This is a genomic window from Streptomyces sp. NPDC101191 (assembly GCF_044767915.1).
Lineage (GTDB): Bacteria > Actinomycetota > Actinomycetes > Streptomycetales > Streptomycetaceae > Streptomyces.
This window is the reverse complement of sequence record NZ_JBIWOU010000001.1, coordinates 812059-836711: the sequence shown is the minus strand read 5'-3', so window position 1 is coordinate 836711 and position 24653 is coordinate 812059. Positions and strand designations below refer to the sequence as shown.

The window sequence follows — 24653 nt, the reverse complement described above, 5'->3', positions numbered from 1 at the left end:
CGACATGAGCGCACGCAGATCCGAGCTTAGCCGACGCGGATTCCTCACCGGATCGCTGCTCGTCGCCGCAGGAACGGTCCTCACGACCGCCTGCAGCACCGACCCCACCGGCGGCTCCTCCTCCGGCGCCGGGACCACCCTCAACGTCTGGTACCACGCCTACGGCGAGGCCGGCACCCAGCAGGCCGTGCTCCGCTACGCCACCGCCTTCACCAAGGCCAACCCCGACATAGCCGTGAAGGTGACCTGGGTCCCCGGCGACTACGCCGGCAAGCTCAACGCGACCCTGCTCACCGACGCGGCCCCCGACGTCTTCGAGATCGGCGACTTCAGCGAGAGCCTCGCCCGCCGCGGCCAGATCGCCGCGCTCGACGACGTGTACGGCGCGGCCAGGAGCGACTTCAACGCCACCGCCCTCGACTCGGTCACCGTCGACGGCAAGCTCCACGGCGTCAAGATGATCGACGACGTCATGATGCTCTACTACCGCAAGAGCGCCCTGGCGAAGGCCGGCATCACCCCGCCGACGAGCTACGACGGGCTCGTCGCCGCGGCGAAGGCCCTCTCCACCGGCAAGAGCAAGGGCCTGTTCGTCGGCAACGACGGCATCGGCGACAGCCCCATCCTCGCCGTCTGGTCCAACGGCGGCGACCTCGTCACCCCCGACGGCAAGGTGGCCTTCGGGTCCCCGCGGGCGCTCGAGGCACTGACCGGCCTGAAGCGTCTGCACGACGACAAGTCGCTGCTGCTCGGATTCACCACCGACTGGTGGGACCCCGCCGCCTTCACCCAGGGCGTCGTCCCCATGCAGTGGTGCGGCCTGTGGGCCATGCCCGCCGTCTCCACCGCGCTCGGTGACGACTTCGGCGTCCTGCCGTGGCCCGCCTACCGGGCCGGCGGCACCTCCGCCGTCCGGGTCGGCGGCTGGACCAGTTGCGTCAACGCCAAGGGGCGGAACGTGGCGGCGGCGAAGAAGTTCGTGCAGTGGCTCTGGGTGCAGCAGTCCGACCTGCAGAAGGACTTCGCCGAGGGCTACGGATTCCACGTCCCGCCGCGCACCTCCGTGGCGGCCACCGCCCGGAAGCTCTCCGCCGGCCCCGCCAAGGAGACCACGGCACTGGCGGCGAAGTACGGCAAGCACAACCCGGGCACCTGGGACACCGCCGTGAGCAGCGCCTTCAGCGCGGCCGCCGCGAAGATCGCCGGCGGACAGGGCGACCCGGCCGCCCTCCTCGCCGACGCGGTGAAGAAGGCGCAGAGCGAGATCGACAAGCAGCTCGGCCGATGAGCCCGACGAACCCGGCGAGGCCGGCGACCGACCCCACGCCTACGCCCGGGCGCGGCGGGCGTGCCGAACACGCAGGGCGCCCCGCGGACATCCCGCGGGGCGCCGCCCGCGCGGCCCGTACGACCCGCGCGGCCCGTACGACCCCCGCCGACCGGGCCCGCGCCGACCGGGCCCGTGCCGGCGGGCACCGGGTGGGGCGGTCCGGCCGCATCGCGTTCGTCGTGCTCACCGCGCCGATCGTGATCGGACTCGGCATCTTCAAGTACGTCGCGATCGGCTGGAGCTTCCTGCTCAGCCTCAGCGACGCGCGCGGCACCATCGCCCTCGGTCACTGGGTCGGACTCGACAACTACCGCACCCTCCTGTCCGACCAGGCCTTCCGGGACTCGCTGCTCCAGATCCTGCTCTTCACCGTCTTCATCGTGCCGGTCACCTTCGCCGCCTCCCTCGGGCTCGCGCTGCTCGTGCACCGGATCCGGCGCGGCCGGGCCCTGCTCCGCACCACCTTCCTCGTCCCGGCGGCCGTCTCGTACGTCGCGGCCTCCCTGCTGTGGAAGATGTGCCTGTTCAACGGCCTGCCGGCGGGCCTCGCCAACATGATCGGCGGCTGGTTCGGCGCGGAGCCGGTGGCCTGGCTGCAGTCCACCTCGCCGCCGCTCTACTGGGTCGTCCTGGTCACCCTGCGCCTGTGGCTCCAGGTCGGCTTCTACATGGTGCTCTTCCTGGCCGGACTCCAGGCCGTCCCGAAGGAGCTGTACGAGGCCGCCGCCCTCGACGGCGCCACGGGCCGGCGCCTGCTCACCGGGATCACGCTGCCCATGCTGCGCAACACCTCCGTCGCCGTCCTGATGCTGCTGTTCATCGCCGCCTTCCAGGCCTTCGACGAGTTCTACAACCTGTTCAACAGCGGCCTCTCCGGCACCGGCACCGCACCCGTCCAGACCCCACTGGTCCACCTCTACAACACCGCCATGGGCAGCCAGAACTACGGCCTCGGCTCCGCCGGAGCCTTCGTGCTCACCGCCCTCGTCGTCGGAGTGACCCTGCTCCAGGGACGGTTCACCGGATTCGGCAGGAGCGGAGAATGAGAAGCGCATGATCACCCTGCCCGGACTCACCCGAGCCGCGCGGCTCCTCCTCCGCGGCCTGCTCGTCGGCCTCCTGACCACGGCCTTCCTGACGCCCTTCTACCTGATGTTGCGCAACTCCCTCATGGACGCCCGGAGCCTGACGGCGCCGGAGTGGACGTGGTGGCCGTCGACCCCGCACTTCGAGAACTTCTCCGCGCTCTTCGACGACCCGGCCGTCGCCATGGGGCAGGCCCTCGGCAACTCGCTGTTGATCGCAGCCGTCACCGCGCCCGTCTCCACGCTCCTGGCCTCGGCTGCCGGCTACGCCCTGGCCAGGATCCCGGTGCCCGGGCGCGGGGTGCTGCTCGCCCTGATCGTGGCCACGCTGATGATCCCCGGCTCGGTCACGTTCGTACCGACCTTCGTCGTGGTCGGCTCGATGGGCGGCGTCAACACGCTGTGGGGCATCATCGTGCCCGGCCTCTTCAACCCGTTCGCGGTCCTGCTCTTCCGCAACTTCTACCTGCAGTTCCCGAGCGAGATCGAGGACGCCGCACGGCTCGACGGCCTCGGCTGGCTCGGCCTCTACCGCCGGATCGCCCTGCCGAGCTCCGGAGCGATGCTGGCCTCGCTCGGCGCGCTGTCCTTCATCGACAGTTGGAACTCCTTCCTGTGGCCGCTGGTCATCGGCCAGGACCCGTCCGCCTGGACCGCGCAGATCGCGTTGTCCACCTTCCTCACCTCGCAGACCATCAACCTGCCGGGCCTCTTCGCCGGCGCCGTCGTCACCGTCACGCCCCTGGTCGTCATGTTCCTCGTCGCCCAGCGCTACATCGTCGAGGGCATCGCCACCAGCGGCCTCAAGGGCTGACCCCGTACCGCACCCGCCCGACGTCCCACCCGCACCGCACCACACCACGTCCCGCCGCACCGCCCGACGTCCCGCCGCATCGCACCACGGCCCACCCGCACCCGCCCGACGTCCCACCCGCACCGCACCACACCACGTCCCACCGCACCACACCACGTCCCACCGCACGGCAGGTACCCGTTCCCTCATCCGCAAGGAGCCCCCGTGACACCTCGTATGACCGTGCTCCGACGCGCGGCAGCGGCCCTCGCCGCGTCGTCCGCGCTCCTCATCGGCAGTCTCACCCCCACCGCGACCGCGGCCGACCCGGCGCCGCCGCCCCAGGTCCTCACCGGCGCGCAGCTCGCGGCCTCCTGGACCGCCCCGCTCTCCACCCGGGGCCGGTACGTCGTCGACGCCGACGGCAACCGCTTCAAGCTCAAGTCCGGTAACTGGGCCGGCGCCCAGGGCACCTGGCAGGGCAGCGGCGACACCGGCGACGTGGCCAACCACCAGGCGCGCCAGAACTCGCACAACCTCCCGCTCGGCCTGGACCGCAAGCCGATCGACCGGATCCTGGCCGACTTCCACGCCATGGGCCTCAACAGCATCCGGCTGCCGTTCGCCAACGCGCTGGTCCACGACACGAGCATCGTCCCGGACTCCGCCGTCGCCGCCAACCCGCAGCTCAGGGGCAGGACCCCGCTGCAGGTGTTCGACGCCGTCGTCGGGGCCCTGACCGCGGACGGCTTCGCCGTCATCCTCAACAACCACACCACCAGCTACCGCTTCTGCTGCGGGCTGGACGGCAACGAGCGCTGGAACAGCGGGCAGTCGACGCAGGCGTGGATCGACGACTGGGTCTTCCTCGTCAAGCGCTACCAGGCCGACAAGCGGGTCGTCGGATCCGACCTGCGCAACGAGGTCCGCCGCGACACCTGGAACGACCCCAACTGGGGCTGGGGCAACGACCACGACCTCAACAAGGCGCTGGAAGAGGCCGGCAACAGGATCCTGCAGACCGATCCCGACATGCTGGTCATCATGGAGGGCATCAACTGGCAGGGCATCCCGACCGACCTGACCAGCCACGGCCGACCGACGCTCACTCCGGTCGCCACCCTCTCCAACACCCTCGTCCGCTCCGACAAGCTCGTCTACTCGGCGCACTTCTACGGCTACACCGGCCCGAACCACACCGGCGCCACCGGCACGGGCGAGACCCACGACCCGCGCTACGAGGAGTTCACCCCCGAACAGCTCGCCCGGGTCGTCGACGACCAGGCCCTGTTCGTCACGCGGTCCGGACAGCATTTCACCGCGCCCGTGTGGATCAGCGAGTTCGGCGCCGCCGGCCGCGGGGACGCCGACACCCCGGAACGCGCCTGGTTCGGCAACTTCACCGACATCATGGTCAGGAACGACACCGACTTCGCGATCTGGCCGCTCGTCGGCTGGACCGACGCCAACGGCACGCCGCAGGACAACTGGGCCATGGTCAACTACGCCGCCGACGGCACCCGGCTCGGCGTCATGGACGCCGGCGACTGGCGCGCCACCGACTGGTACAAGCTCGTCAACGCCCCGGGCAGGAGCGGACAGGTCGCCCCGACACCGCGCTGGAACATGCTCAACCTCGACCACGCCGACTACAACGTCTCCGCCGCCATGCTGGCGAAGCCGGACTGGTCGCCCGGCAACCGCAAGGGCAACTGCCCCGACACCCAGCGCCTGGTCGGCCTCGGCCGCAGCGACAGCCGCGGCCTCTGCACCGACGCCGGACAGCCCGCGAAGGGCGCCGGCGCCTGGACCGTGGTCACCGACGAGCGGTACGTCACCGGCGGCGACTGGGCCGGTGGCTACAACAAGCTCCAGTGCCCGGACCGGACCTTCGCCGTCGGCTACAGCGTCAACGGCAACGCCATGTCCGCCCTCCTCTGCGCCCCGGCGGCGACCGCCCTGCCCACCACCGGCCGCGTCCTCTGGTTCGACCACGGCGACAACCGGCCCGCCACCGGCGGCTCGAACGCCAGCGACTGGGCCCCCGGCTACTACAAGGGCCAGTGCGCCGACCACGAGTACCTCGCCGGCGTCGCCTACACCTGGAAGTGGCTGCACTACGGCGTCCCGGACGCCGTGCTCTGCCGCTCCCTCGTCTGACCCCCGCCACCCGCACCCGCACGCACCCTAGGAGCACCCCGGCATGCCCCGACTGGAGATCGCCGAGGACGGATTCCGCCTCGACGACCACCCGTTCCGCATCATCTCGGGCGGACTGCACTACTTCCGCGTCCACCCCGGACACTGGGCCGATCGGCTCCGCAAGGCGCGGCTGCTGGGACTCAACACGGTCGAGACCTACGTCCCCTGGAACCTCCACGCCCCCCGGCCCGGTGTCTTCCGGCTGGACGGAGGTCTCGACCTGCCCCGCTTCCTGGAACTCGCCGCGGCCGAGGGCCTGCACGTCCTCCTGCGGCCCGGCCCGTACATCTGCGCCGAATGGGAGGGCGGCGGCCTGCCCTCGTGGCTGCTCACCGAGGAGGGCATCGAACTGCGCAGCAGCGACCCGCGCTTCCTGGCCGCCGTCGACGGCTATCTCGCCGCCCTCCTTCCGCCGCTGAAGCCGTACCTGGGCGACGCCGGCGGGCCGGTCCTCGCGGTCCAGCTGGAGAACGAGTACGGGGCCCACGGCGACGACGCCGGCTACCTCGCCGACCTCGCCGGTCTGCTGCGCGCCCACGGCGTGGGCGTCCCCCTCTTCACCTGCGACCAGCCCGCCGACCTCGCCCGCGGCGGCCTGGACGGCGTGCTGCGCACCGTGAACCTCGGCAGCCGCGTCGCGGCGGGCCTCGACGCGCTGCGCACGGTCCAGCCGACCGGTCCGCTGATGTGCTCGGAGTTCTGGATCGGCTGGTTCGACCGCTGGGGCGGCATCCACACCACCCGCGACGCCGCCGACGCGGCGGCCGACCTGGACCGCCTGCTCGCCGCCGGGGCCTCCGTCAACATCTACATGTTCCACGGCGGCACCAACTTCGGCCTCACCAACGGAGCCAACGACAAGGGCACCTACCGCCCCACCGTCACCTCCTACGACTACGACGCCCTCCTCGACGAGGCCGGCGACCCCACCCCCAAGTACACCGCGTTCCGCGAGGTCATCGCCCGCCACGCGCCCGTCCCGGGCGAGCCCCTGCCCGCCGCCGCACCCAAGGCGGCTTACGGCCCCGTGCCCCTCACCCACACGGCCGGCCTCCTCGACCAGGCCGACGCGCTCGCAACCCCGGTGACAGCGGCCGACCGCCCGCTGACCCTGGAGGAACTCGGCCGGCCCTTCGGCTTCGTCCTCTACGACACCGACCTGCCGACGCCCGGCCCGGCCCTCCTGCACGCCGAGCGGGTCCACGACCGCGCCCAGGTGTTCGTCGACGGCCGGCCCGTCGGCGTCCTGGAACGCGAGAACCACGAGCACGCCCTCGCCTTCACCGTCCCGCGCCCGGGCGCCCGGCTGACCGTCCTCGTGGAGAACCAGGGCCGGGTGAACTACGGACCCGGGCTGTACGACCGCAAGGGACTGCTGGGCCGCACCACGGTCAACGGGCAGCCACCGGCCGCCTGGCGGAGCCGCGCCCTGCCGCTCGACAGCCTGGACCCGCTCGTCCTCCACCCCGCCGCGGAACCGGCGCGGCCGCCGGTGGGACCGGCGTTCCACAGCGGCACCTTCCCCGTCGACGAGCCCGCCGACACCTTCCTCCACCTCGACGGCTGGACCAAGGGCCTGGCCTGGATCAACGGCTTCCCGCTGGGCCGCTACTGGTCCCGTGGCCCCCAGACCGCCCTGTACGTCCCCGGGCCCGTCCTCCTCCCCGGCACCAACACGATCACGGTCCTCGAACTCCACGCGGCCGCCACCGCCGAGGTCCACCTCCGCGCCACGCCCTCCCTCGGCCCCACCGAGGAATGACCGACGGCCGACCGAGGACCGCCCCTCCGATCGCCCGCCCCGCCCGCCCGTTCCGCCCATTCCATTCGCCCGCCCGCCCGCCCGGCCCGTCCGCCCGCCCCGTCCGCCCGCCCGTCCCGCAGCCCAGCCACCACCCGGCCGGCCTTAACTCCGTCGCCCCGCACGGGCGATGGGACGGGCGTGGTCGACCGACCCCCAGGGAGCCCCCATGCCCGACGCACTCCAGGCCGTCCTCTTCGACATGGACGGGACACTCGTCGACACGGAGCGCCTCTGGCTCCGGGCGGTCGAGGAGGAGGCGCGTGCACTCTGCCTCGACCTGACGGACGCGGACCTCCCGCACGTCGTCGGCCGGGCCATCGAGGACACGGCCGCCCACCTGGTCGCGCGCACGGGCGGCCGCGCCGGGCCGGCCGCGACGGGTGCCTCCCTGGAGAACCGTTTCACGCACCTCGTCCGCGGTGCGGTGACGCCCCTTCCGGGAGCCGAGGCCCTGCTCCGCGCGCTCGCCTCGGCGGGCGTGCCCACCGCCCTGGTCTCGGCCTCGCCCCGCCCCGTGGTGGACATCGTCCTGTCCGTCCTCGGCGGCCACCGCTTCACGGCCACGGTCGCCGCCGGTGAGACCCTCCGCACCAAGCCCTTCCCCGACCCCTACGAGGCGGCCCTGGCCGCCCTGGGCGTCGCCCCGGCCGCCTGCGTGGCCGTCGAGGACAGCCCGGCGGGCATCGCCTCGGCGGAGGCCGCGCGGTGCGCGGTCCTGGCCGTCCCCTCGCTCACCGCCGTCCGGCCGGCACCACGCCGGACGGTGGTCGGGAGTCTGCTGGACGTGGACGTCGCCCTCCTCCGGGGTCTGGCGGCAGAGAGGTCGGCCGGCCCGGACCGGCCGCGCGCCGGGCGGGTGAGCGACGAGCGGGCCGGGGGAGAGGGGTAGGCCGTGCGCGTCGGCCCAGGCATCCGGATCCGTCCGGAGTGACGGGCGCGCGGTGCGCGGCGGAACCCTGCCGGGGGGAGGGCAGCGGGGCGGAGCGCGTGATCGTGTCCGCAGGGCCCTCTGGGAGACGCCGGGTCCTGCCGGCGGACGGCGCCGTGATCAACGAGCTGCTGAACAAGGGCCGTCCGTGACACGTGTTGTTCACACGGGAGAGGAATGCCGGTACCGGGGAGCCCTGTTGCGGCGTACATGACTCTCGGAGTAACGCTCAGCTCGACCTCCCGGCAGCTCCCCGTCGACACCACCGTACGGCTCGCCCGCGAGGCGCGGGACGCGGGTCTGCACTCCGCGTGGTTCGGTCAGTCCTTCGCGTACGACTCGCCGTCGCTGGCCGCGATCGTCGGGCGCGAGGTGCCGGACCTGCACGTCGGGACCTCGGCGATCCCCGTCTTCGGCCGCCATCCGCTGCTCGTCTCCAGCCAGGCCCAGACGGCCCAGGCCGCCACGGGCGGCCGCTACCACCTCGGGCTCGCCCTCGGCACCCCGCATCTCACCGAGACCGCGTTCGGCCTCCCTTACCGGCGGCCGATCGGTCTGCTCCGGGAGTTCCTCATGGCTCTGCGGCCCCTCCTGGAGACGGGCGAGGCCGATTTCCACGGCGAGCTGCTGACGGCCACGACGCCGTACCCGGCGGCCGTCCCGGGGGCGCAGCCACCGGTGCCGGTGCTGGTCGCCGCCATGGGGCCGCAGGCCCTGCGGGTCAGCGGCGAACTCGCCGACGGCATCCTGCCGTTCCTGGCCGGACCGCGGGCGCTCGCGGAGCACATCGTCCCGGCCGTGACCGCCGCCGCGGAGTCGGCGGGCCGCCCGGAGCCGCGGATCGTGGCCCTGGTGCCCGGCGCGGTCACGTCCGACGCCGAGGGGGTGCGGCGGCGGGCCGCCGAGGCGCTGGAACTCTACGAGCGCATTCCCTCCTACCGGCGCGCCCTCGACCTGTCGGGCGCGGACCGGGCCGCGGACCTGGCCGTCCTCGGCGACGAGGAGACCGTCGCCGCCGAGGTGCGGCGCTACCGTGACGCGGGGGCGACCGAGGTGGTGTTCACCGCGACGGACCTGAGCGGCGAGGAGGACCGGCGCCGGACGTGGAAGCTGCTCGGCGAACTGTCCGGCGGCTGACCGGACGCACCCCCACGGTCGGGCCGTTGACGGGGCGCACCCCATCGGTCGCACTCCCACCGGACGGAACCCCGACCGGTCGCGCCGTTGCTCGGACGCACCCCTGACCGGACGTGCCGTTGCTGGGACGCACCCCCCACCGGCCGCACCCCTGACCGGCGCGCGGCGTCCGGTCGCGGCCGGTGTCCGGACGGCCTGCGTGAAACACGGGGCCGTGGCGCCCGGCGCTGCGGCGAGTGCCCGCGGCCTTGGCGGGGTGTCAGGACCCCAGCACCTCCACATGGTCGCCGATCGCGACCACCAGCACGCGCGAGCCCGCTTCGGTGGTGCGCCAGCGGTGCCGGACGCCGCCCGACAGGAGCAGGGTGTCCCCGCGTCCCAGCCGGTGCACCCGGCCGTCGGCCTCCACCTCCACGGAGCCGTCCGCCACGTACATCAGTTCGTCGTTGCGGTGCCGGAACTCGCGGTCCGCCTCGTGCTCGCCCACGAACTCCAGCGCGTGCAGCTGATGACGGCCGCGCACCACCGGCCGCACGCGCGCCTTCCGGTCGAGGCCGCTGTCGTCGCCGGACCGCACCACGTCGACCGTGCGGGTCTCGTCCGAGGCCGCGAGCAGCTGGACCGCCGTCGTGCCGAGGGCGTCCGCGATCCGCTGCAACGACCGCATGCTAGGGCGGGCCCGGTCGTTCTCGATCTGGCTCAGGAACGGCGAGGAGAGCCCGCTGCGCTCCGCCACCTCGGCGAGCGTCAGGTCGAGCGCCCGGCGCCTGCGGCGTACGGCGGCTCCCACCCGGGGTGTGTTCGCGGCATCCATGGATCGTCCCGTCCTCCCCGCCCCACGGCACCGTACTCCCTGGTCGGCGGCGCCTGACGGCACCCTACGCGGCGTACGGCGGCGACCCCGAGCCGGTTTCGTACTCCTGACACACGCTCGTCACACAACGCCTCTACCGTCAAAGTCGGTTGCTCTCATCAAAGAAAGTTTGAAGCGAGGAGTTCCGATATGTCCCCGATCGACCAGAATTCACGCCGCCGACGCCCCACCGGGCTCATCGCGGTCGACGAGACCGCCGCCTTCCCCGGCTACACCCTCTTCGCGCCGCTCACCGGCACCGGCGAGGTCTACCTCGTCGACCTCCACGGCCGCACCGCGCACCGGTGGAACCTGCCGTACCGACCCGGCCGCCACGCCCGGCTGCTCGGCGACGGCACCCTCGCCTACAACGGCGTCCTCCCGGGGGAGCGGGCCCTCTTCCCGATGTGGCACAAGTACCGGGGTGGCGTCATGCTCCACGCCGCCCCCGACGGGACCGTGCTCCGGGAACACCGCGACCCCCTCCAGCACCACGACGCCCACCATCTCGACGACGGCCGCATCCTCTACACCGCCCTGGAGGCCCTCACCGGGTCCGAGGCCGCGGCCGTGCGGGGCGGGGTGCCCGGGTCCGAGGCCGCGGATGGTGTCGTCTGGGCCGACACCATCAGGGAGGTCGGTCCGGACGGTGAACTCCTGTGGTCCTGGCGCGCCGCGGAGCACCTCGACCGCGCGTCCTTCCCCCTGCACGAGGCGTACGCCCGTGAGCACTGGCCCCTGATCAACAGCGTGACTCCGCTGCGGGACGGCAACATCCTGGCCAGTCTGCGCAGCGTCTCGGCCGTCGTCGTCATCAGCCGCCGCACCGGCGAGATCCTGTGGCGCAGCGGTCCCGGCACCGTCAGCCAGCAGCACGCGCCCACCGAACTGGACGACGGACGCCTGCTGGTCTTCGACAACGGCGTCTTCCGGCCCGGCAACGACGTGCCGTACTCCCGGGTCGTCGAGATCGACCGGACCACCGGCGCCGTCGTGTGGGAGTACCACGACCCGGCCCGAGAGTTCTTCTTCGCCCCCTTCATGGGCTCCGCGCAGCGTCTGCCGAACGGCAACACCCTCGTCACCGACTCCCCGTCCGGGCGCCTCTTCGAAGTGACCGAGGACGGCTACCTGTGCTGGGAGTACGTCGTCCCGTACTTCGCCGGCTACGCGGAGAGCGAGGTCCGGGGGCTCTTCCCGTCCCAGCCCAACGCCGTCTTCCGGTCCTACCGTTACGCCGCGTCCGACATCCCGTGGCTGGAGGCCACGTCATGACGTCCACCCCCGCCGGCCCGCCCGTCACCACTCCCGGCGCCGGGACCGACCCCGCCCCCTCGGGCGAGGCCGTCGACGCGCGGGTGCCGCTGCGCCGGCTCGCCCCGCTGGCGGCCCAGCACGTCCTGGCGATGATCGCCGCCCCGGTCTCCACCGTCTTCCTCGTCGCCGGCACCCTGCGGATGCCGCCCGGCGCCACCGCCTCGCTGCTCAGCGCCGTCCTGCTGCTGTGCGGCGCGGGCGCCCTGCTGCAGTCCCTCGGCGTGTGGCGGATCGGTGGTCGCCTGCCGTTCGTCATGCTCCCCGGCGGCGCCGCGACCGCGCTGTTCCTCCAGATCGCGCAGGAACACGGGGCGCCGACCGCGACCGGCGCCGTCCTCCTCGCGGCGGCGCTGCTGCTCGCCGTGCTGCCGCTCTACGCCCGCGTCGTCCGGTTCTTCCCGCCCCTGGTCATGGGCGTGACGGTGCTGCTCATCGGGATCGCGATGATCCGGGTCGCCGCCCGGCTCGTCACCGGACCGGACGGTGCCGGAGAGCCGCGCGCGGTGCTTCTGGCCGCGCTCACGGTCGCCGCCACCGTCGCGGCGTACGTGCTGCTGCGCGGCGTCTGGCGCCAGACCTCCGTCCTCCTCGGGATGGCGGCGGGAACCGTCGTGGCGGTGACCACGGGGCTCGGCGCCTTCACCCCGGTGGCGGGCGGCGGCTTCGCCCTCCCCGCCCTGCTGCCCTTCGGGACACCCCGGTTCGACCTGGTGGCGGCCCTTCCGCTGCTGGTGTTCAGCCTCACGACACTGGCCGAGATCACCGGACAGACCGTGCTCAACAGCGAGACCGTCGGCCGGACGCCCGCTCCTGAACGGGACGTTCCGCGCGTCGCCCGTGCCGACGCGCTCGTCTCCCTGGCAGGCGGTCTCTTCGGTACGTCCCTGATGGTCACCAGCGCCGAGAACATCGGCATCGGCCGGCTCACCGGAGTCCGCAGCCGCTTCGTGACCGCCGGGGCGGGAGCCCTCCTGGTCGCCCTCGGTCTGGCCACGCCGGTCTCCCGGGCGCTGGCCGGTCTGCCCGAGGCCGTCGTGGGCGGCTCGTCGCTCGTCGTCTACGCCGTCATCGCCGTGATGGGCGTGGAGATGCTCCGCCGCGCCGACCTGTCCGGCACGGGGACGGGGAACCTGACCGCCGCCCTCGCGCTCACCGCGGGATTGCTGCCCCTGCTCACGCCGGACCTGTACGCGGGGTTCCCCGCCTGGGCCCGCACGATCCTGGGCAGCGGCGTCGTCGCCGGCACCCTGACGGCGGTCCTCCTCACCGCGCTCCTCGGCCGGTTCGGTCCCAGGAGACGCGCGGAGGAGTGACCCCGGCCCACCCCGGCCCACCCCGGTCGCCCGCGCGGGCAGGACGAGGGCGATCGTACGGTAGGGGCCGTGGGCAGATGCCCGGTGTCGCGACGGACGTGACCCGGTTGCCGTGGGGTGAACCGCGGAAGTCGGGCCCGGTCCGCGGCCGCGGTGGGCGCCCTCAGCTCCCGGCGCCGCCCGCCCGCGACCGGGGCGCCACGCCCGGGCGCGGGTAGACCCGTGACTGCTTCACGCTGCCGAAGGCGAAGCTGGACTCGATCGAGGCGATGCCCGGGATCGCGTGGATCCGGGTGCGGACGAAGACCTCGTAGGCCTCCAGGCTCTCGATGACGACCCTGAGCAGGTAGTCGCTGCTGCCGGCCATCAGATAGCAGTCCTGGATGTGGTCGATGAGCCCGACGTGCTGTTCGAAGACGTTGACCGCCTCGGCCGTGTGGCGCTCCAGGCGGATCCGTACGAAGACGGTGATCGGCAGGCCGAAGGCGACCTGGTCGACGGTGGCCGTGTAGCCGCCGATCAGACCCTGCTCCTCCAGCCGGCGCACCCGGCGCAGGCAGGGGGAGGGGGACAGGCTGATCCGGTCGGCCAGGTCCTGGTTCGACAGACGTCCGTCCGCCTGCAGCTCGTGGATGATCCGGAAATCCACGGCGTCCATCGGCTACCCCGGTCGTTCTCGGCGATTCTTGGCAGATTCTGCCCCCACGCTATGCCTGGAGGGCAGAACTGGCAATCGCCTGCCCCGCCGAAAGCCCTAGCGTTGCTTCCCGGGGGCACAACCGCGTACCGGTTCCGCCCCGACGACTTCGGGACGGTTCGAGCGGGAGGAACGGGGCGGTGGCCGCAACACGATCGGTGGGGGCGCTAACGGTGGGGACACCGGCCCCCGTCCTACCGCCCACGACCGGGCACGACGGGGACTCCGCTCCCGGGAAGCCCGGAGCCGGACCGCTCCGGAGACTCTCCCCGCAGACCGTGGGCATGGTCGCGCTGGTGCTGACCGTGGGCATCTGGGCCGCGTTCGCGCTCAGCGCCCGCGCCCTGAGCGCCTCCACCCTGCTGCCGGCCGATGCCGCGCTGCTGCGGTTCGGGGTGCCCCTCGTGGTCCTGGCCCCCGCCCTGTGGCGGCGACGGCGCCGGCTGGCCGCGGTCCGGCCCGGCCCCGCCGCCAAGATCATCTGCGGTGCCGGGGTGCCGTTCTTCCTCGCCGCCATGTACGGCGGCTCCCTGACCTCGGCGGCGTTCGTCGGGGCGATCGTGCCCGGCATGGTCCCGCTCTTCGTCTCCGCCCTCGTGGTCGCGGGCGGCAAGAGCGCGCCGCGGGGCACGCAGGCGGCCGGCCTGGCCCTGATCGTGGCCGGTGTCGTGGCCCTGGTGTGGCGCTACACGGCCGCCCTGGACGCGGACGTCCTGCTCGGCACCGGAACGCTGCTCGTCGCCAGTGGCCTCTGGGCCCTCTACACGGTGGGCCTGCGGGAGGTGGACCTCGACCCCGTCGGCTCCATCGGACTCCTCTGCCTGCCCTCCTTCGTCGTCATCGCCCTCCTCGCCCTCACCGGAGTCCTGCCCACCGGCCTCGCCCACGCCGCCGGCTCCGACATCGCGCTCTTCCTCGTCGTCCAGGGGCTCGGCGTCGGCCTGTGCGCCGGGCTGCTGTACGCCTTCGCGATCCGCCGGCTCGGCCCGGAGCGCAGCTCCGTCGTCGGCAGCCTCAGCCCGGTCGCCGTCGTCCTGCTCGCCGTGCCCCTGCTCGACGAGTCGCCGACCCTGCCCGTCCTGATCGGCGTCCCCCTCATCACCCTCGGCGTCGCCCTCGCCAACCGACGCTCCCGAACGAAGGCGCCCGCCGATGCTTGAGCTGCTGCCCGTCCCGCCCGCCGACCCGCTGTGGGACCTCACCGCCGAGTACGCCGCCGACCCGCGCCCCGAGCGTCTCGATCTCGTCCTCGGCGTCTACCGCGACCACACCGGGGTCACCCCCGTCATGGCGGCGGTCAAGGAGGCCGAGATACGCCTTGCGGAGCGCTCCGGCTCCAAGGAGTACCTCGGTCTGTCGGGCAACGCCGCCTTCAACCGCGCCATGCTCACCACGGTGCTCGGCACCGGGACCCTCACCGAGCGCGCGACCGCCGTGCAGACCGTGGCGGGCACCGGCGCCCTGCGTCTCCTCGCCGACCTCGTACGGCAGACGCGCCCCGGCACCACGGTGTGGATCAGCGACCCCGCGTACGTCAACCACCGCCCCATCCTCGAAGGCGCCGGCCTCACCGTCCGCACGTACCGCTGGCTCGACCCCACCGGGCGGTCCGACGCCGCGGGCATGATGGAGGACCTCGCCCTGGCCGGGGCCGGGGACGTCGTCCTGCTGCAGGGCTGCTGCCACAACCCGACCGGAGCGGATCCCTCCTTCGAGACCTGGGAGGAGCTGGCCGGACTCGCCGCGACGAACGGCTGGGTCCCCTTCGTCGACCTCGCCTACCACGGCCTCGGCGACGGCCTCGACGCCGACCTGCGCCCCACCCGAATGCTGGCCGAACGCCTCCCCGAGGTGCTCGTCGCCGTCAGCTGCTCCAAGAACTTCGGCCTCTACAGCGACCGCACCGGGTGCGCCGTCGTCGTCGGCTCCTCGACGCGGGCCCTCCGGCACGTCGAGACGGCCCTGCAGAACGCCGCGCGCACCCTCTACTCGATGCCGCCGGACCACGGCGCCGCCGTCGTCGCCACCGTGCTGGAGGACGAGCGGCTGCGGGCCGCCTGGCGCGCCGAACTCGACGCGATGCGCCACCGCATCACCGCCAACCGGGAGGACCTCGTCGCCCACCTGGGCGCCCTCGGCCACGAGCGGCAGGCGCGGGCCCTCGCCGCACAGAAGGGCATGTTCTCGATGCTGCCCCTCGGCCCGGAGGGGATGCTGCGGATGCGCCGCCGCTCCGGCATCTACGGCACGACCGCGGGCCGCATCAACATCGCGGGCGTCCCGGCCCACCGGATCCCCTTCCTGGCCCAGGGCATCGCCGACGCCCTGCGGACGCCGAGCGCCGCGGAGACCGTCTGACGCGCGGGCGTGGTGACACACGGACGCACGGATGCACGGGGCGCACGGATGCAGGGGGCGCACGGACGCACGGGACGCACGCACGCCCGGGGCGCCGCCGGGCGGGGGTGCCCCGTCCGCGTCCGCGGGCCCGGCCCCGTCCGCGTGCCCCGGTAGGGGGCGGCAGCGCGGAACCGAGCGAACGACCAGACGGGCGACCGGACCCCTCAGAACACCGGATTCCGGTCATGGCGCCCGTAGGCTGCCGCCCGTACCGGTCCGTCATTCCGAAGGGAGCACCCCTTGGCATCGCGTCTCAACCCGTACATCAGCTTCTCCGGCGACGCGCGGCAGGCGCTGGAGTTCTACCGGACCGTCCTGGGCGGCACGCTGAACGTGAGCACGTTCGGCCAGTTCGGCTCCGAGGCCCCGCCCGGGTACGAGGACAAGGTCATGCACGGCATGCTGGAGACCCCCAGCGGCTACACGCTGATGGGCGCGGACACACCGCCCGGCATGGAGCACAGGCCCGGGACCAACTTCTCGGTGAGCCTGAGCGGCGACGACGGGGACGAGCTGCGCGGCTACTGGGAGAAGCTCTCCCAGGGCGGCACCGTCGCCGTTCCCCTGGAGAAGCAGATGTGGGGCGACGTGTTCGGGATGTGCGTCGACAAGTTCGGCATCACCTGGATGGTCAACATCACCGAGCAGGGCTGAGCCGGCCGACGGCGCGCGGGCGGCCCGTGTGGCCGTGCGCGCCGTCGCCGACGCGCCCCGGGGGTGAACGAGGCGCGAGCTTCATTGGGCCGACAAATGACGCCTGTTCCCGCGTGGTTGACGCGCGTCGACCCGGGCGGCCAGTCTTCGGGGGCGGCCCCACTCCGCGGTCCGCAAGGCTCGCCCGGTGATGGAGGTTCGATGCCCGGATCCACCGCTCAGTCCCGGCCCGTACGTCTGCTTCTCTCGATTGTCATGTTCCTGTCATCCGTGGTCTTCGGGATGGTGGCGACCACCGGCACCGCGCACGCGGACGGCTGCTACACCTGGTCGCGCACCCTCTCCCAGGGCGCGTCCGGCGCGGATGTGACCGCCCTGCAGATCCGCGTGGCCGGATATCCCGGCTACGGCGGCGTGCTCGACATCGACGGCTCGTACGGCCCCGCCACCGCCGCGGCCGTCAAGCGCTTCCAGTCCGCCTACGGACTCGCCGCCGACGGCGTCGCGGGCCCCGCGACCTTCAGCAAGATCTACGCCCTCCAGGACGACGACTGCACCCCGGTGCACTTCTCCTACGCCGAGCTCAACGACTGCAACTCCACCTGGGAGGGCGGCGCCGTGAGCGCGGCCACGGCCAAGGCCAACGCACTGCGCACCATGTGGAAGCTCGAGGCCCTGCGCCACGCGCTGGGGGACCGGTCCATCACCGTGACCAGCGGATTCCGCAGTCACGCCTGCAACGACGCCGTCGGCGGGGCCACGTCGAGCCGGCATCTGTACGGCGACGCGGCCGACCTCGGGGCCGGACCGCACGCGCTGTGCACACTCGCCCAGCAGGCCCGTAACCACGGCTTCAACGGCATCCTCGGGCCCGGCTACCCCGGACACGGCGACCACACCCACGTCGACCACCGCGCCGCCCGGTTCTGGTCGGCGTCCGCCTGCGGGATCTGACCCGTCCCGGTCACCGCGCCCCGGCCCGTCGGTCGCCGACGGGCCGGGGCGTGCGGAACGCGGGCGGCGATCAGGCGACCGACAGGACGATCTTGCCGGTCGTCCGGCCCCGCTCGCCGATCTCGTGCGCCTTCGCCGCCTCGGCGAGCGGCACCACGGTCTCGACCACCGGACGCAGCGCGCCCCGGTCCACGAGCGCGGCGATCTCGCGCAGACCCAGGTGGTCGGGCTCGACCAGCACCCACAGGGCCCGCACCCCGTCGTGCGCGGCCGGCACGTCGTCCGGACCGGGGAGCGTGACCAGCCGGCCACCGGGCCTGAGCACCTTCAGGGAGCGCACGGCCGTCTCGCCGCCGAGGCCGTCCAGCACGACGTCGACGTCCGAGACGACGTCCTCGAACCGCTCCTCGCGGTAGTCGACCACCTCGTCCGCGCCCAGCTCCCGGACCAGGTCGTGCTTGGCGGCGCTCGCGGTGCCGATGACGTAGGCGCCGCGCGCCTTCGCGATCTGCACGGCGAAGTGACCGACGCCGCCGGCCGCCGCGTGCACCAGCACGCGCTCCCCGGGGCGTACGTCCGCCGCGTCCACCAGGGCCTGCCACGCGGTCAGCGCGGCGAGCGGCAGGGCCGCGGCCTCCACGTGCGACAGGGAGGCCGGCTTGCGGGCGAGGTGCCGGGCCGGGGCCACCACGTACTCGGCGTAGCCCCCCGCCTGCCGCGGGAACAGCGGCATGCCGAAGACCTCGTCACCGGGGCGGAAGATCCCGACGCCCGGACCCACGGCCTCGACCGTGCCGGACACGTCCCAGCCGACGGCCGGCAGCTCGCCCCACTCGATGAGGGCCCCGCCGGCGCGGGTCTTCCAGTCCACCGGGTTCACGCCGGCCGCGTGCACCCGCACCAGGACCTCGTTCAGGCCCGGCTCCGGCCGCTCCACCTCGCGCTCGACCAGGTTCTCGGGTCCGCCCCACTGCTCCACGACCACCGCGCGCATGTTCTCTCCGCCTCTTCCGTCTCGATCGGTGTCCCGCCGGATCCCTTCCGGCGGCGACACGGAAGACGATCCGGCACCCGGCCCCGTCGTGGTGTTGGCCGTTTGGCCATGATGTGACAGGATCTGGCCATGGAGGAAACACGGGACACGAGCACCGGCGGCGAGCGGGCCGGAGGCGGGCCGCACGCTCCGCGGCGCAGGCACCGCGTCGCCGTGCTGGCCCTTCCCGGCGTGCCGCCCTTCGAGCTCGGCATCCCCTCCCGGGTCTTCGGCAGCGTGGAGGACGCCGAGGGCCGGCCCCTGTACGAGGTCGTCGTGTGCACCGCCGACGGCGAGCCGGTGCTCAGCGACGCCGGCTTCGTCGTCCAGCCCGCCGCCGGCCCGGAGGCCCTCGCCGCCGCCGACACCGTGATCCTCCCGCCCACGCACGCCATGCCCGAGCTCGCCGAGGGCGGCCCGCTGCCGCCCGAGGTCGGCGCGGCGATCGCCGGGATCCGGCCCGGCGCCCGGCTGGTGTCCATCTGCTCCGGCTCGTACGTGCTGGCCGCCGCCGGGCTGCTCGACGGGCGGCCCGCCACCACGCACTGGAACCTCGCCCCGGAGTTCCGGCGCGCCTATCCCAAGGTCAGGGTCGACGAGGAGGTGCTGTTCGTCGACGACGGCGACGTGCTCACCTCCGCCGGCGTGGCCGCCGGCGTCGACCTCTGCCTGCACATGATCCGGCGTGACCACGGCGCCGCGGCCGCCAACCGGGCCGCCCGCATGTGCGTCGTGCCCCCGTGGCGCGACGGAGGGCAGGCCCAGTTCATCGACCGCCCGGTGCCCGAGCCCACCCTCGCCAGCACCACCGCCACCCGGGCGTGGGCCCTGGAGCGCCTCGGTGAGCCGCTGCCCCTCGACAAGCTCGCCGAGCACGCGCGCATGAGCCTGCGCTCCTTCACCCGCCGCTTCCGCGACGAGGTCGGCATGACCCCGGGGCAGTGGCTCACCGCGCAACGGCTGGAACTGGCCAAGCAGTTGCTGGAGACCACCGATCTCTCCATCGACCTGGTCGCCCACCGCGCGGGCCTCGGCTCCGGCAACTCGCTGCGGGCGCACATGAAGACGGCCTTCGGCGTCTCGCCCGCCGCGTACCGCCGGGCCTTCAGCTCCGCCCCCGCGTAGGTCGGGCGGCGGGCTCGCGGGCCGGTCATGGCAGGGCGAGGGCGAGGGCGCCGGTGAGCCGGGCCGGTCAGGGGAGGGCGAGGGCGCCGGTGAGCCGGGCGAAGGTACGGAGAGGGCCTGAACGGCCCGATACGAGCGAGGGACGTCGTGACGGGAGGCGGGCACGGGGGACCGGCGGTCCGGATAGGGTTCGTGACATGGCGTCTCGCAGTACTCGGATCCTGGAAGCGGCCGCCCGGGTCATCGCCCGGCGCGGCGTCCGCGGCCTCCGCGTGGAGGAACTCGCGGAGGAGGCAGGGGTGTCCACCGGCCTGATCTACTACCACTTCAAGGACCGCACCGGAGTACTGCGCCAGACGCTGGAGTTCATCAACGACCGCGCCGAGCGCTACACCACGGCCGAAGAGCCGGGCGCGGAGCCGCTCGGTCCCCGTGAGGAGCTCGACCAGGTGCTGCTCCTCGAACTCCAGGACGCCCCGCAGGTGCGCGAGAACAGCACCGCCTGGGGCGAGCTGCGGGCGAGCGCCGTGTTCGACCCCGTCCTGCGCGAGGACCTCGCCCGCGCGACGCTGGTGTGGGTGCAGGAGGTGGCCGCCCTGCTGGGGCGGGTCCACCCCCTCGCACCGGCGGCCGGCCTCGCGAGGGCGGCCGAACGTCTCACCGCCCTGCTCGAAGGCCTGAGCATGCGCTGGCTCAGCGGCGGCCTGGCCGTCGGTCACGCGCGCGCCCTCATGACGGAGGCCATCGAGGCGGAGCTCGACGGGCTGCGACAGCCCGTGGCATAGCGCCCCCGGGCCCGCCCGGCCCCGGCGAGGCGGCGGCCGGTGCGCGTCGACCTGTCGTTCGACGTGCGTTCACACGGCAACCGGGCCGATGCCGACCGCCGTTCGGCATCGGCCGGGAGCCTCGTCTCGCCCAGACCCCACTCCCCTCCTCCACCCAGGACGGACACCGTGCCCGAAGTACGCGCTCCCCGCGGGCGTCGTCGACTCGACCCCCTCCGCCGCGCCTCGCTCCGCCTCGCGGTCGCCGGAGCCACGATGGCGGCCGCCGCGGCCCTGCTCACTCCCTCGGCCCAGGCGGCCCCGGCGGACGACGTCCGCATCAACGAGGTGGTCACGACCGGCAGCGTCAACGACTCGATCGAGCTGTTCAACAAGGGCACGGCCGCCGTCGACGTCTCCGGCTGGGTCCTCAAGGACGACAACAACAGCTCGAGGTTCACCGTGCCGTCCGGCACGACGCTCGCCGCCGGGGCCGCCCGCTCCTTCGACGTCTCGGCGTCGTTCGGACTCGGCTCCGGCGACAAGGCCCGCCTGTACCTGCCCGGCGGCAGCACCCTGGTCGACAGCTTCACCTGGACCAGCCACTCCGCCCCGTCCTGGTCGCGCTGCCCCGACGGCACCGGCGCCTTCGGCCAGGCCTCCCTGACGCTCGGCTCGCCGAACGACTGCGGCACCGGCGGCGGTACGGGCCCGGTGGCCTGGCCCGGTGGCAGCTCCGTGGCGACGGCCGACGGCTCCGACGTCTTCGGCTCCGACCTCAGCGGCCTGTACGAAGAGGGCTCCGTGCTGTGGGGCGCCCAGAACTCCGGCAAGCTGTGGCGCCTGGTCCGTGACGGCTCCGGCGGCTGGCGGCCCGACACCGCGAACGGCTGGACCTCCGGCAAGACCCTGCGCTTCCCCGGTGGCACCGGTGCGCCGGACAGCGAGGCCGTCACCCTGACCGCCGCAGGCGCCGCCGGCGGCGCGTACGTCGCGAGCGAGCGCAACGGCGACGCTTCCGGCACCAGCCGCCTGTCGGTCCTCCGCTACGCCGTCGACACCGGCACCGGCACCACCCTGACCGCCACGAAGGAGTGGAACCTGACCGCCGGCCTGCCGGCCGTCGGCTCCAACGCCGGCTTCGAGGCCATCACCTGGATCCCCGACGCCACGCTCACCGCCGCGGGCTTCAAGGACGAGTCGACGGGCGCGGCCTACGACCCGAACCGCTTCGGCGCGCACACCGGCGGAGTCTTCTTCGTCGGGGTCGAGGGCACCGGGTCGGTGCACGGCTACGTGCTCGAGGACGGCGGCGCCGCCACCCGGATCGCCACGATCAGCAGCGGCATGACCGGTGTGATGGAGCTCCAGTGGGAGCCGCAGGCAGCGCGCCTGTGGGTCGTCTGCGACGACACCTGCTCCGGCCGGCACCGGACCATGAAGATCGCGACCGGCGGCAGCTTCGCCACGACCGCCGTCTACGACCGTCCGACCGGCATGGCCGACCTGAACAACGAGGGCTTCGCGCTCTCCGCGGCCGACGAGTGCGTCGGCGGCACGAAGCCCGTCTACTGGGCCGACGACGGCAACACGGGCGGTCACGCGATCCGCAGGGGCACCCTCACCTGCTGAACCGGGCGAGGCCCGCCCGCCCCGCGGGACGGAGGGCGTCCGACACGGCGACCGCCGGCGTCGGGCGCCCTTCGGCATGCCCCGGACGACACGGCCCGGACCGGGGAAACCGCCCGTGCCGGGACGACATGAGGGCACGTCAGCGTCACTTTCCACCAGGGCCGTTGTCAGTGGTGCCCACTAGCGTCGGGGGTGTTGGAAGAGGCTTCCTGACAGGGGGTACGTGATGGCTGAGGGCTGTGTGGAGACGACGCTCAGGGTGGTTCTGGCGGACGTCAACGAGGGCGTGGTGAAGGCATGGCGGGCGGCGTTCGCCGACACGCCGGGCATCGAGATCCGCCGGGGTTCGATCCTCGACGAGAACGTGGACGCGTGGGTCACCCCGACGAACGCGGCGGGCCGGATGGACGGCGGGGTCGACGCCGTGATCAAGCGGCATCTCGGGGCGGGCATCCAGCTGCGGGTGCAGCGGGCCGTCCGGGACCGGTTCGCCGGGAGCCTGCCGGTGGGCAGCGCCGTGTGCGTTCCCTCGGGCGCGGCGGTCCCCCGGTTCCTGATCTCGACCCCGACGATGGTGGGCTCCTCGCAGAACGTGAGCGAGACGCTGAACGTGGCCATGGCCTGCGCCGCGGCCTTCCAGGCCGTGCACCGGCAGAACCGGCGGGCGCCGGGCAGCATCCGCTCGGTGGCACTGGTCGGCATGGGGGCACAGACCGGCCGGGTGCCGGCCCGGGTCTGCGCCAACCTGATGTGGACCGGCTACACGCTCTTCCACGACCACTGGTTCGAGGACGACGACGAGCTGCGCGCCACGATCACCGCCCAGCTCGCCGGCATCGACCAGGCGCCGGCGACGACCAGGGTGCGGATCATGCCGCCCAAAGGGCATTCCTTTCGCCGCTGACCCCGGCTCCGCCGCGCCCGCCACCGGCCCCCTTCCCCCCTCGGACACGACGACCGGGAGCTCCTCCTCCATGAGCGACGCCAGCACGCCCACCACGCCCGCCCCGTCGCAGCCCGACGCGGCCGACCCGCTGGGCCTGACCGGCCTGTTCACCGGCGGCGGCGAGCCCTGGCTCCCCGTTCTCCAGCCCGTCATCGAGGCACGGCCGGGCGCCGCCGAGTTCATCGGCCCGGGCCGCAGCCCCCAGGTCGTCCCCGTCCGGGAGCTGACCTTCCAGGCGCTCAAGCCCAACCCGCCGCACAAGTGGAAGGTCGTCGCCTTCGGGCAGAACCCCTATCCGCGGCCGGAGAGCGCCACCGGCATCGCGATGTTCGACAACACGTTCAACGACTGGAAGGACAGCCAGTTCGGACGGGTCGTCAGCATCCGCTGCCTCATCAAGGCGGCGGCCATGTGGAAGTACGGCATCGCCAAGAAGACGCCCGTCGGCGAGGTCCGCGCCCTGCTGAAGGAACGGGAGACGGTCCAGCCGCCCGAGTGGTTCCAGGCGATGCTCACCCAGGGCGTGCTGCTCCTCAACGCCTCGCTGACCGCCAGCGCCGACGGCGCCGTGGCGACCGACCAGCACACCGCCTTCTGGCGCCCGGTGGCCGAACGGATCGTCGAGGAGATCCTCCGGGCGAAGCAGGAGGCGGAGGACGAGGAGGACCGCGGGGTCGTCTTCGCCTGGTGGGGCGCCCACGCCCGCGCCCTGAAGCGGACCGTCCTGCGTCTGCAGAAGAAGTACCCGGGCGTCCAGGTCCGGCACATCGACCACGCCAACCCGGCGGCGCAGGGCGATCTCTTCTGCGAGGGCGACCACTTCACCACGGTCAACGACGCCCTGCTGTCGCTCGGTGCCCACCCGGTCGACTGGCTGCCGAGCAAGGGCTGGAACGAGCCGGCCGCCGGTGCCGGCGGCGCGGGCGCCGGCAAGGGAGGCCCGGACGCCGACGTCGCCGCGCGCATGGGCGCCTTCATCGCCTCCACGATGGAGCTGCACCAGCTCTACCTGGAGCGCCTCACCAGCGTCCAGGACGAGGGCCATGTCCTGCCCCCGGTCACCGGCGTGTTCGACACCCCGCTGATGCCCTTCGAGGACGCCGTCGCCCCGGTGACCGGCGTGCTGTCCGGGCTCGGCCGGCACATCGACCGCTCACGCGAGTTCGGCAAGCGGCGGGCGGACGAGGCCGCCGGGGGAGGGCTCTCGGCCGACGCCATCGCCGCGCTCTTCCTCTACACCTGCGAGTCGGGCTTCTACCGGACCGTCAACGCCGTGCTGCGTTCCCCGGACCGCAGCCGCGTCGTCCCCTACCTGCCGTACCTGCGCCTGCTGTTCTCGGCCGTCTCCGGACTCCCCGCCCAGAACCGGCCGCTGTGGCGCGGTGTCGGTCTGGATCTGCGCCGGCAGTATCCCGTCGGCGGGACGGTGACCTGGTGGGGTGTCTCCTCCTGCACCTCCGAGCTGAGCGTCGCCCGGTCCTTTCTCGGCAGCCGTGGCAAGCGGACGCTGTTCGAGGTGACCCCCGCCCGCGCGGTGGGGATCCGCAGCTTCTCCGCGTTCACCGGGGAGGAGGAGTACATCCTCGCTCCGGGCACCCAACTGGAGGTCACGGACGTGACGACCGAGCGGGGCGGGCTGTGCACGGTCAAGCTGACCGAGCTGGACGCCCGGCTCGTCTCCTGACC

At 73.3% G+C, this 24653-nt stretch carries 21 protein-coding genes; 18 read left to right on the top strand and 3 right to left on the bottom strand.

Annotation, left to right across the window (positions count from 1 at the left end):
- The first annotated feature begins 4 nt into the window (after positions 1–4).
- The 7 genes from ACIRQF_RS03700 (at position 5) to ACIRQF_RS03670 (ending at position 9279) form a co-directional block, all read left to right on the top strand.
- Positions 5–1288 carry an ABC transporter substrate-binding protein gene (locus ACIRQF_RS03700; RefSeq protein WP_404088506.1) on the top strand — a complete coding sequence of 428 codons (1284 nt, stop codon included), beginning with the start codon at positions 5–7 and terminating at the stop codon, positions 1286–1288.
- Positions 1285–2376, top strand: coding sequence for a carbohydrate ABC transporter permease (locus tag ACIRQF_RS03695; RefSeq protein WP_404088503.1), 1092 nt, complete (start codon positions 1285–1287; stop codon positions 2374–2376). Before ACIRQF_RS03700 ends, ACIRQF_RS03695 begins: the two co-directional genes overlap by 4 nt.
- 7 nt (positions 2377–2383) lie before the next feature.
- Positions 2384–3229, top strand: coding sequence for a carbohydrate ABC transporter permease (locus ACIRQF_RS03690; protein ID WP_382485862.1), 846 nt, complete (start codon positions 2384–2386; stop codon positions 3227–3229).
- A 216-nt stretch (positions 3230–3445) separates the two neighbouring features.
- Entirely contained in the window at positions 3446–5368 is a 1923-nt protein-coding gene (locus ACIRQF_RS03685) for a glycoside hydrolase family 5 protein (RefSeq protein WP_404089508.1), read from the top strand.
- Positions 5369–5411: 43 nt separating this feature from the next.
- A complete protein-coding gene (locus tag ACIRQF_RS03680) occupies positions 5412–7172 on the top strand; it encodes a beta-galactosidase (RefSeq protein WP_404088499.1) in 1761 nt (586 codons plus the stop codon).
- Positions 7173–7380: 208 nt separating this feature from the next.
- Positions 7381–8103: an HAD family hydrolase gene (locus ACIRQF_RS03675; RefSeq protein WP_404088496.1), complete on the top strand. Its 723-nt coding sequence runs from the start codon at positions 7381–7383 to the stop codon at positions 8101–8103.
- 249 nt (positions 8104–8352) lie between these two features.
- Entirely contained in the window at positions 8353–9279 is a 927-nt protein-coding gene (locus ACIRQF_RS03670) for an LLM class F420-dependent oxidoreductase (RefSeq protein ID WP_404088493.1), read from the top strand.
- A gap of 259 nt (positions 9280–9538) precedes the next feature.
- Here the strand turns inward: ACIRQF_RS03670 and ACIRQF_RS03665 are convergent, their stop codons facing one another.
- Positions 9539–10093: a helix-turn-helix domain-containing protein gene (locus tag ACIRQF_RS03665; RefSeq protein WP_404088490.1), complete on the bottom strand. Its 555-nt coding sequence runs from the start codon at positions 10091–10093 to the stop codon at positions 9539–9541.
- A 189-nt stretch (positions 10094–10282) separates the two neighbouring features.
- On the opposite strand from ACIRQF_RS03665, the gene ACIRQF_RS03660 reads away from it, so the two are divergent.
- Positions 10283–11407 (top strand): aryl-sulfate sulfotransferase, encoded by a 1125-nt coding sequence (locus ACIRQF_RS03660; RefSeq protein ID WP_404088488.1) that lies wholly within the window; start codon positions 10283–10285, stop codon positions 11405–11407.
- Positions 11404–12762, top strand: coding sequence for a uracil-xanthine permease family protein (locus tag ACIRQF_RS03655; RefSeq protein ID WP_382485875.1), 1359 nt, complete (start codon positions 11404–11406; stop codon positions 12760–12762). Before ACIRQF_RS03660 ends, ACIRQF_RS03655 begins: the two co-directional genes overlap by 4 nt.
- 163 nt (positions 12763–12925) lie before the next feature.
- Here the strand turns inward: ACIRQF_RS03655 and ACIRQF_RS03650 are convergent, their stop codons facing one another.
- Positions 12926–13420: an Lrp/AsnC family transcriptional regulator gene (locus ACIRQF_RS03650; protein WP_404088484.1), complete on the bottom strand. Its 495-nt coding sequence runs from the start codon at positions 13418–13420 to the stop codon at positions 12926–12928.
- 323 nt (positions 13421–13743) lie between these two features.
- Between ACIRQF_RS03650 and ACIRQF_RS03645 the strand changes: the two genes are divergently transcribed.
- The 4 genes from ACIRQF_RS03645 to ACIRQF_RS03630 all read left to right on the top strand — a co-directional run bounded on the left by ACIRQF_RS03645 (position 13744) and on the right by ACIRQF_RS03630 (position 17467).
- Positions 13744–14619: an EamA family transporter gene (locus ACIRQF_RS03645; RefSeq protein ID WP_382485877.1), complete on the top strand. Its 876-nt coding sequence runs from the start codon at positions 13744–13746 to the stop codon at positions 14617–14619.
- The gene (locus ACIRQF_RS03640) at positions 14612–15817 is read left to right on the top strand and encodes an aromatic amino acid transaminase (protein ID WP_382485879.1); all 1206 of its coding nucleotides are present in this window, start codon (positions 14612–14614) and stop codon (positions 15815–15817) included. Before ACIRQF_RS03645 ends, ACIRQF_RS03640 begins: the two co-directional genes overlap by 8 nt.
- A gap of 282 nt (positions 15818–16099) precedes the next feature.
- On the top strand, positions 16100–16513 hold the full coding sequence (locus tag ACIRQF_RS03635; RefSeq protein WP_376628363.1) for a VOC family protein: 414 nt from the start codon (positions 16100–16102) through the stop codon (positions 16511–16513).
- Positions 16514–16768: 255 nt separating this feature from the next.
- Positions 16769–17467: a D-Ala-D-Ala carboxypeptidase family metallohydrolase gene (locus ACIRQF_RS03630; protein ID WP_404088479.1), complete on the top strand. Its 699-nt coding sequence runs from the start codon at positions 16769–16771 to the stop codon at positions 17465–17467.
- A gap of 70 nt (positions 17468–17537) precedes the next feature.
- Here ACIRQF_RS03630 and ACIRQF_RS03625 read toward each other — a convergent pair whose 3' ends face one another.
- Positions 17538–18461 (bottom strand): NADP-dependent oxidoreductase, encoded by a 924-nt coding sequence (locus tag ACIRQF_RS03625; protein WP_404088477.1) that lies wholly within the window; start codon positions 18459–18461, stop codon positions 17538–17540.
- A 129-nt stretch (positions 18462–18590) separates the two neighbouring features.
- Between ACIRQF_RS03625 and ACIRQF_RS03620 the strand changes: the two genes are divergently transcribed.
- The 5 genes from ACIRQF_RS03620 (at position 18591) to ACIRQF_RS03600 (ending at position 24651) form a co-directional block, all read left to right on the top strand.
- A complete protein-coding gene (locus ACIRQF_RS03620) occupies positions 18591–19625 on the top strand; it encodes a GlxA family transcriptional regulator (RefSeq protein ID WP_404088474.1) in 1035 nt (344 codons plus the stop codon).
- A gap of 197 nt (positions 19626–19822) precedes the next feature.
- Positions 19823–20410, top strand: coding sequence for a TetR/AcrR family transcriptional regulator (locus ACIRQF_RS03615; RefSeq protein ID WP_404088472.1), 588 nt, complete (start codon positions 19823–19825; stop codon positions 20408–20410).
- 255 nt (positions 20411–20665) lie between these two features.
- A complete protein-coding gene (locus ACIRQF_RS03610; protein WP_404089506.1) occupies positions 20666–22021 on the top strand; it encodes a lamin tail domain-containing protein in 1356 nt (451 codons plus the stop codon).
- A gap of 226 nt (positions 22022–22247) precedes the next feature.
- A complete protein-coding gene (locus tag ACIRQF_RS03605) occupies positions 22248–22925 on the top strand; it encodes a macro domain-containing protein (protein WP_376628354.1) in 678 nt (225 codons plus the stop codon).
- 70 nt (positions 22926–22995) lie between these two features.
- A complete protein-coding gene (locus ACIRQF_RS03600) occupies positions 22996–24651 on the top strand; it encodes an ADP-ribosyltransferase domain-containing protein (RefSeq protein ID WP_404088469.1) in 1656 nt (551 codons plus the stop codon).
- Positions 24652–24653 lie beyond the last annotated feature (2 nt).

Coding starts and splice junctions, on each gene's coding strand:
- ACIRQF_RS03700 (WP_404088506.1), top strand. CDS start 5: ATGAGCGCACGCAGATCCGAGCTTAGCCGACGCGGATTCCTCACCGGA.
- ACIRQF_RS03695 (WP_404088503.1), top strand. CDS start 1,285: ATGAGCCCGACGAACCCGGCGAGGCCGGCGACCGACCCCACGCCTACG.
- ACIRQF_RS03690 (WP_382485862.1), top strand. CDS start 2,384: ATGATCACCCTGCCCGGACTCACCCGAGCCGCGCGGCTCCTCCTCCGC.
- ACIRQF_RS03685 (WP_404089508.1), top strand. CDS start 3,446: ATGACCGTGCTCCGACGCGCGGCAGCGGCCCTCGCCGCGTCGTCCGCG.
- ACIRQF_RS03680 (WP_404088499.1), top strand. CDS start 5,412: ATGCCCCGACTGGAGATCGCCGAGGACGGATTCCGCCTCGACGACCAC.
- ACIRQF_RS03675 (WP_404088496.1), top strand. CDS start 7,381: ATGCCCGACGCACTCCAGGCCGTCCTCTTCGACATGGACGGGACACTC.
- ACIRQF_RS03670 (WP_404088493.1), top strand. CDS start 8,353: ATGACTCTCGGAGTAACGCTCAGCTCGACCTCCCGGCAGCTCCCCGTC.
- ACIRQF_RS03665 (WP_404088490.1), bottom strand. CDS start 10,093: ATGGATGCCGCGAACACACCCCGGGTGGGAGCCGCCGTACGCCGCAGG.
- ACIRQF_RS03660 (WP_404088488.1), top strand. CDS start 10,283: ATGTCCCCGATCGACCAGAATTCACGCCGCCGACGCCCCACCGGGCTC.
- ACIRQF_RS03655 (WP_382485875.1), top strand. CDS start 11,404: ATGACGTCCACCCCCGCCGGCCCGCCCGTCACCACTCCCGGCGCCGGG.
- ACIRQF_RS03650 (WP_404088484.1), bottom strand. CDS start 13,420: ATGGACGCCGTGGATTTCCGGATCATCCACGAGCTGCAGGCGGACGGA.
- ACIRQF_RS03645 (WP_382485877.1), top strand. CDS start 13,744: ATGGTCGCGCTGGTGCTGACCGTGGGCATCTGGGCCGCGTTCGCGCTC.
- ACIRQF_RS03640 (WP_382485879.1), top strand. CDS start 14,612: ATGCTTGAGCTGCTGCCCGTCCCGCCCGCCGACCCGCTGTGGGACCTC.
- ACIRQF_RS03630 (WP_404088479.1), top strand. CDS start 16,769: ATGTTCCTGTCATCCGTGGTCTTCGGGATGGTGGCGACCACCGGCACC.
- ACIRQF_RS03625 (WP_404088477.1), bottom strand. CDS start 18,461: ATGCGCGCGGTGGTCGTGGAGCAGTGGGGCGGACCCGAGAACCTGGTC.
- ACIRQF_RS03620 (WP_404088474.1), top strand. CDS start 18,591: ATGGAGGAAACACGGGACACGAGCACCGGCGGCGAGCGGGCCGGAGGC.
- ACIRQF_RS03615 (WP_404088472.1), top strand. CDS start 19,823: ATGGCGTCTCGCAGTACTCGGATCCTGGAAGCGGCCGCCCGGGTCATC.
- ACIRQF_RS03610 (WP_404089506.1), top strand. CDS start 20,666: ATGGCGGCCGCCGCGGCCCTGCTCACTCCCTCGGCCCAGGCGGCCCCG.
- ACIRQF_RS03605 (WP_376628354.1), top strand. CDS start 22,248: ATGGCTGAGGGCTGTGTGGAGACGACGCTCAGGGTGGTTCTGGCGGAC.
- ACIRQF_RS03600 (WP_404088469.1), top strand. CDS start 22,996: ATGAGCGACGCCAGCACGCCCACCACGCCCGCCCCGTCGCAGCCCGAC.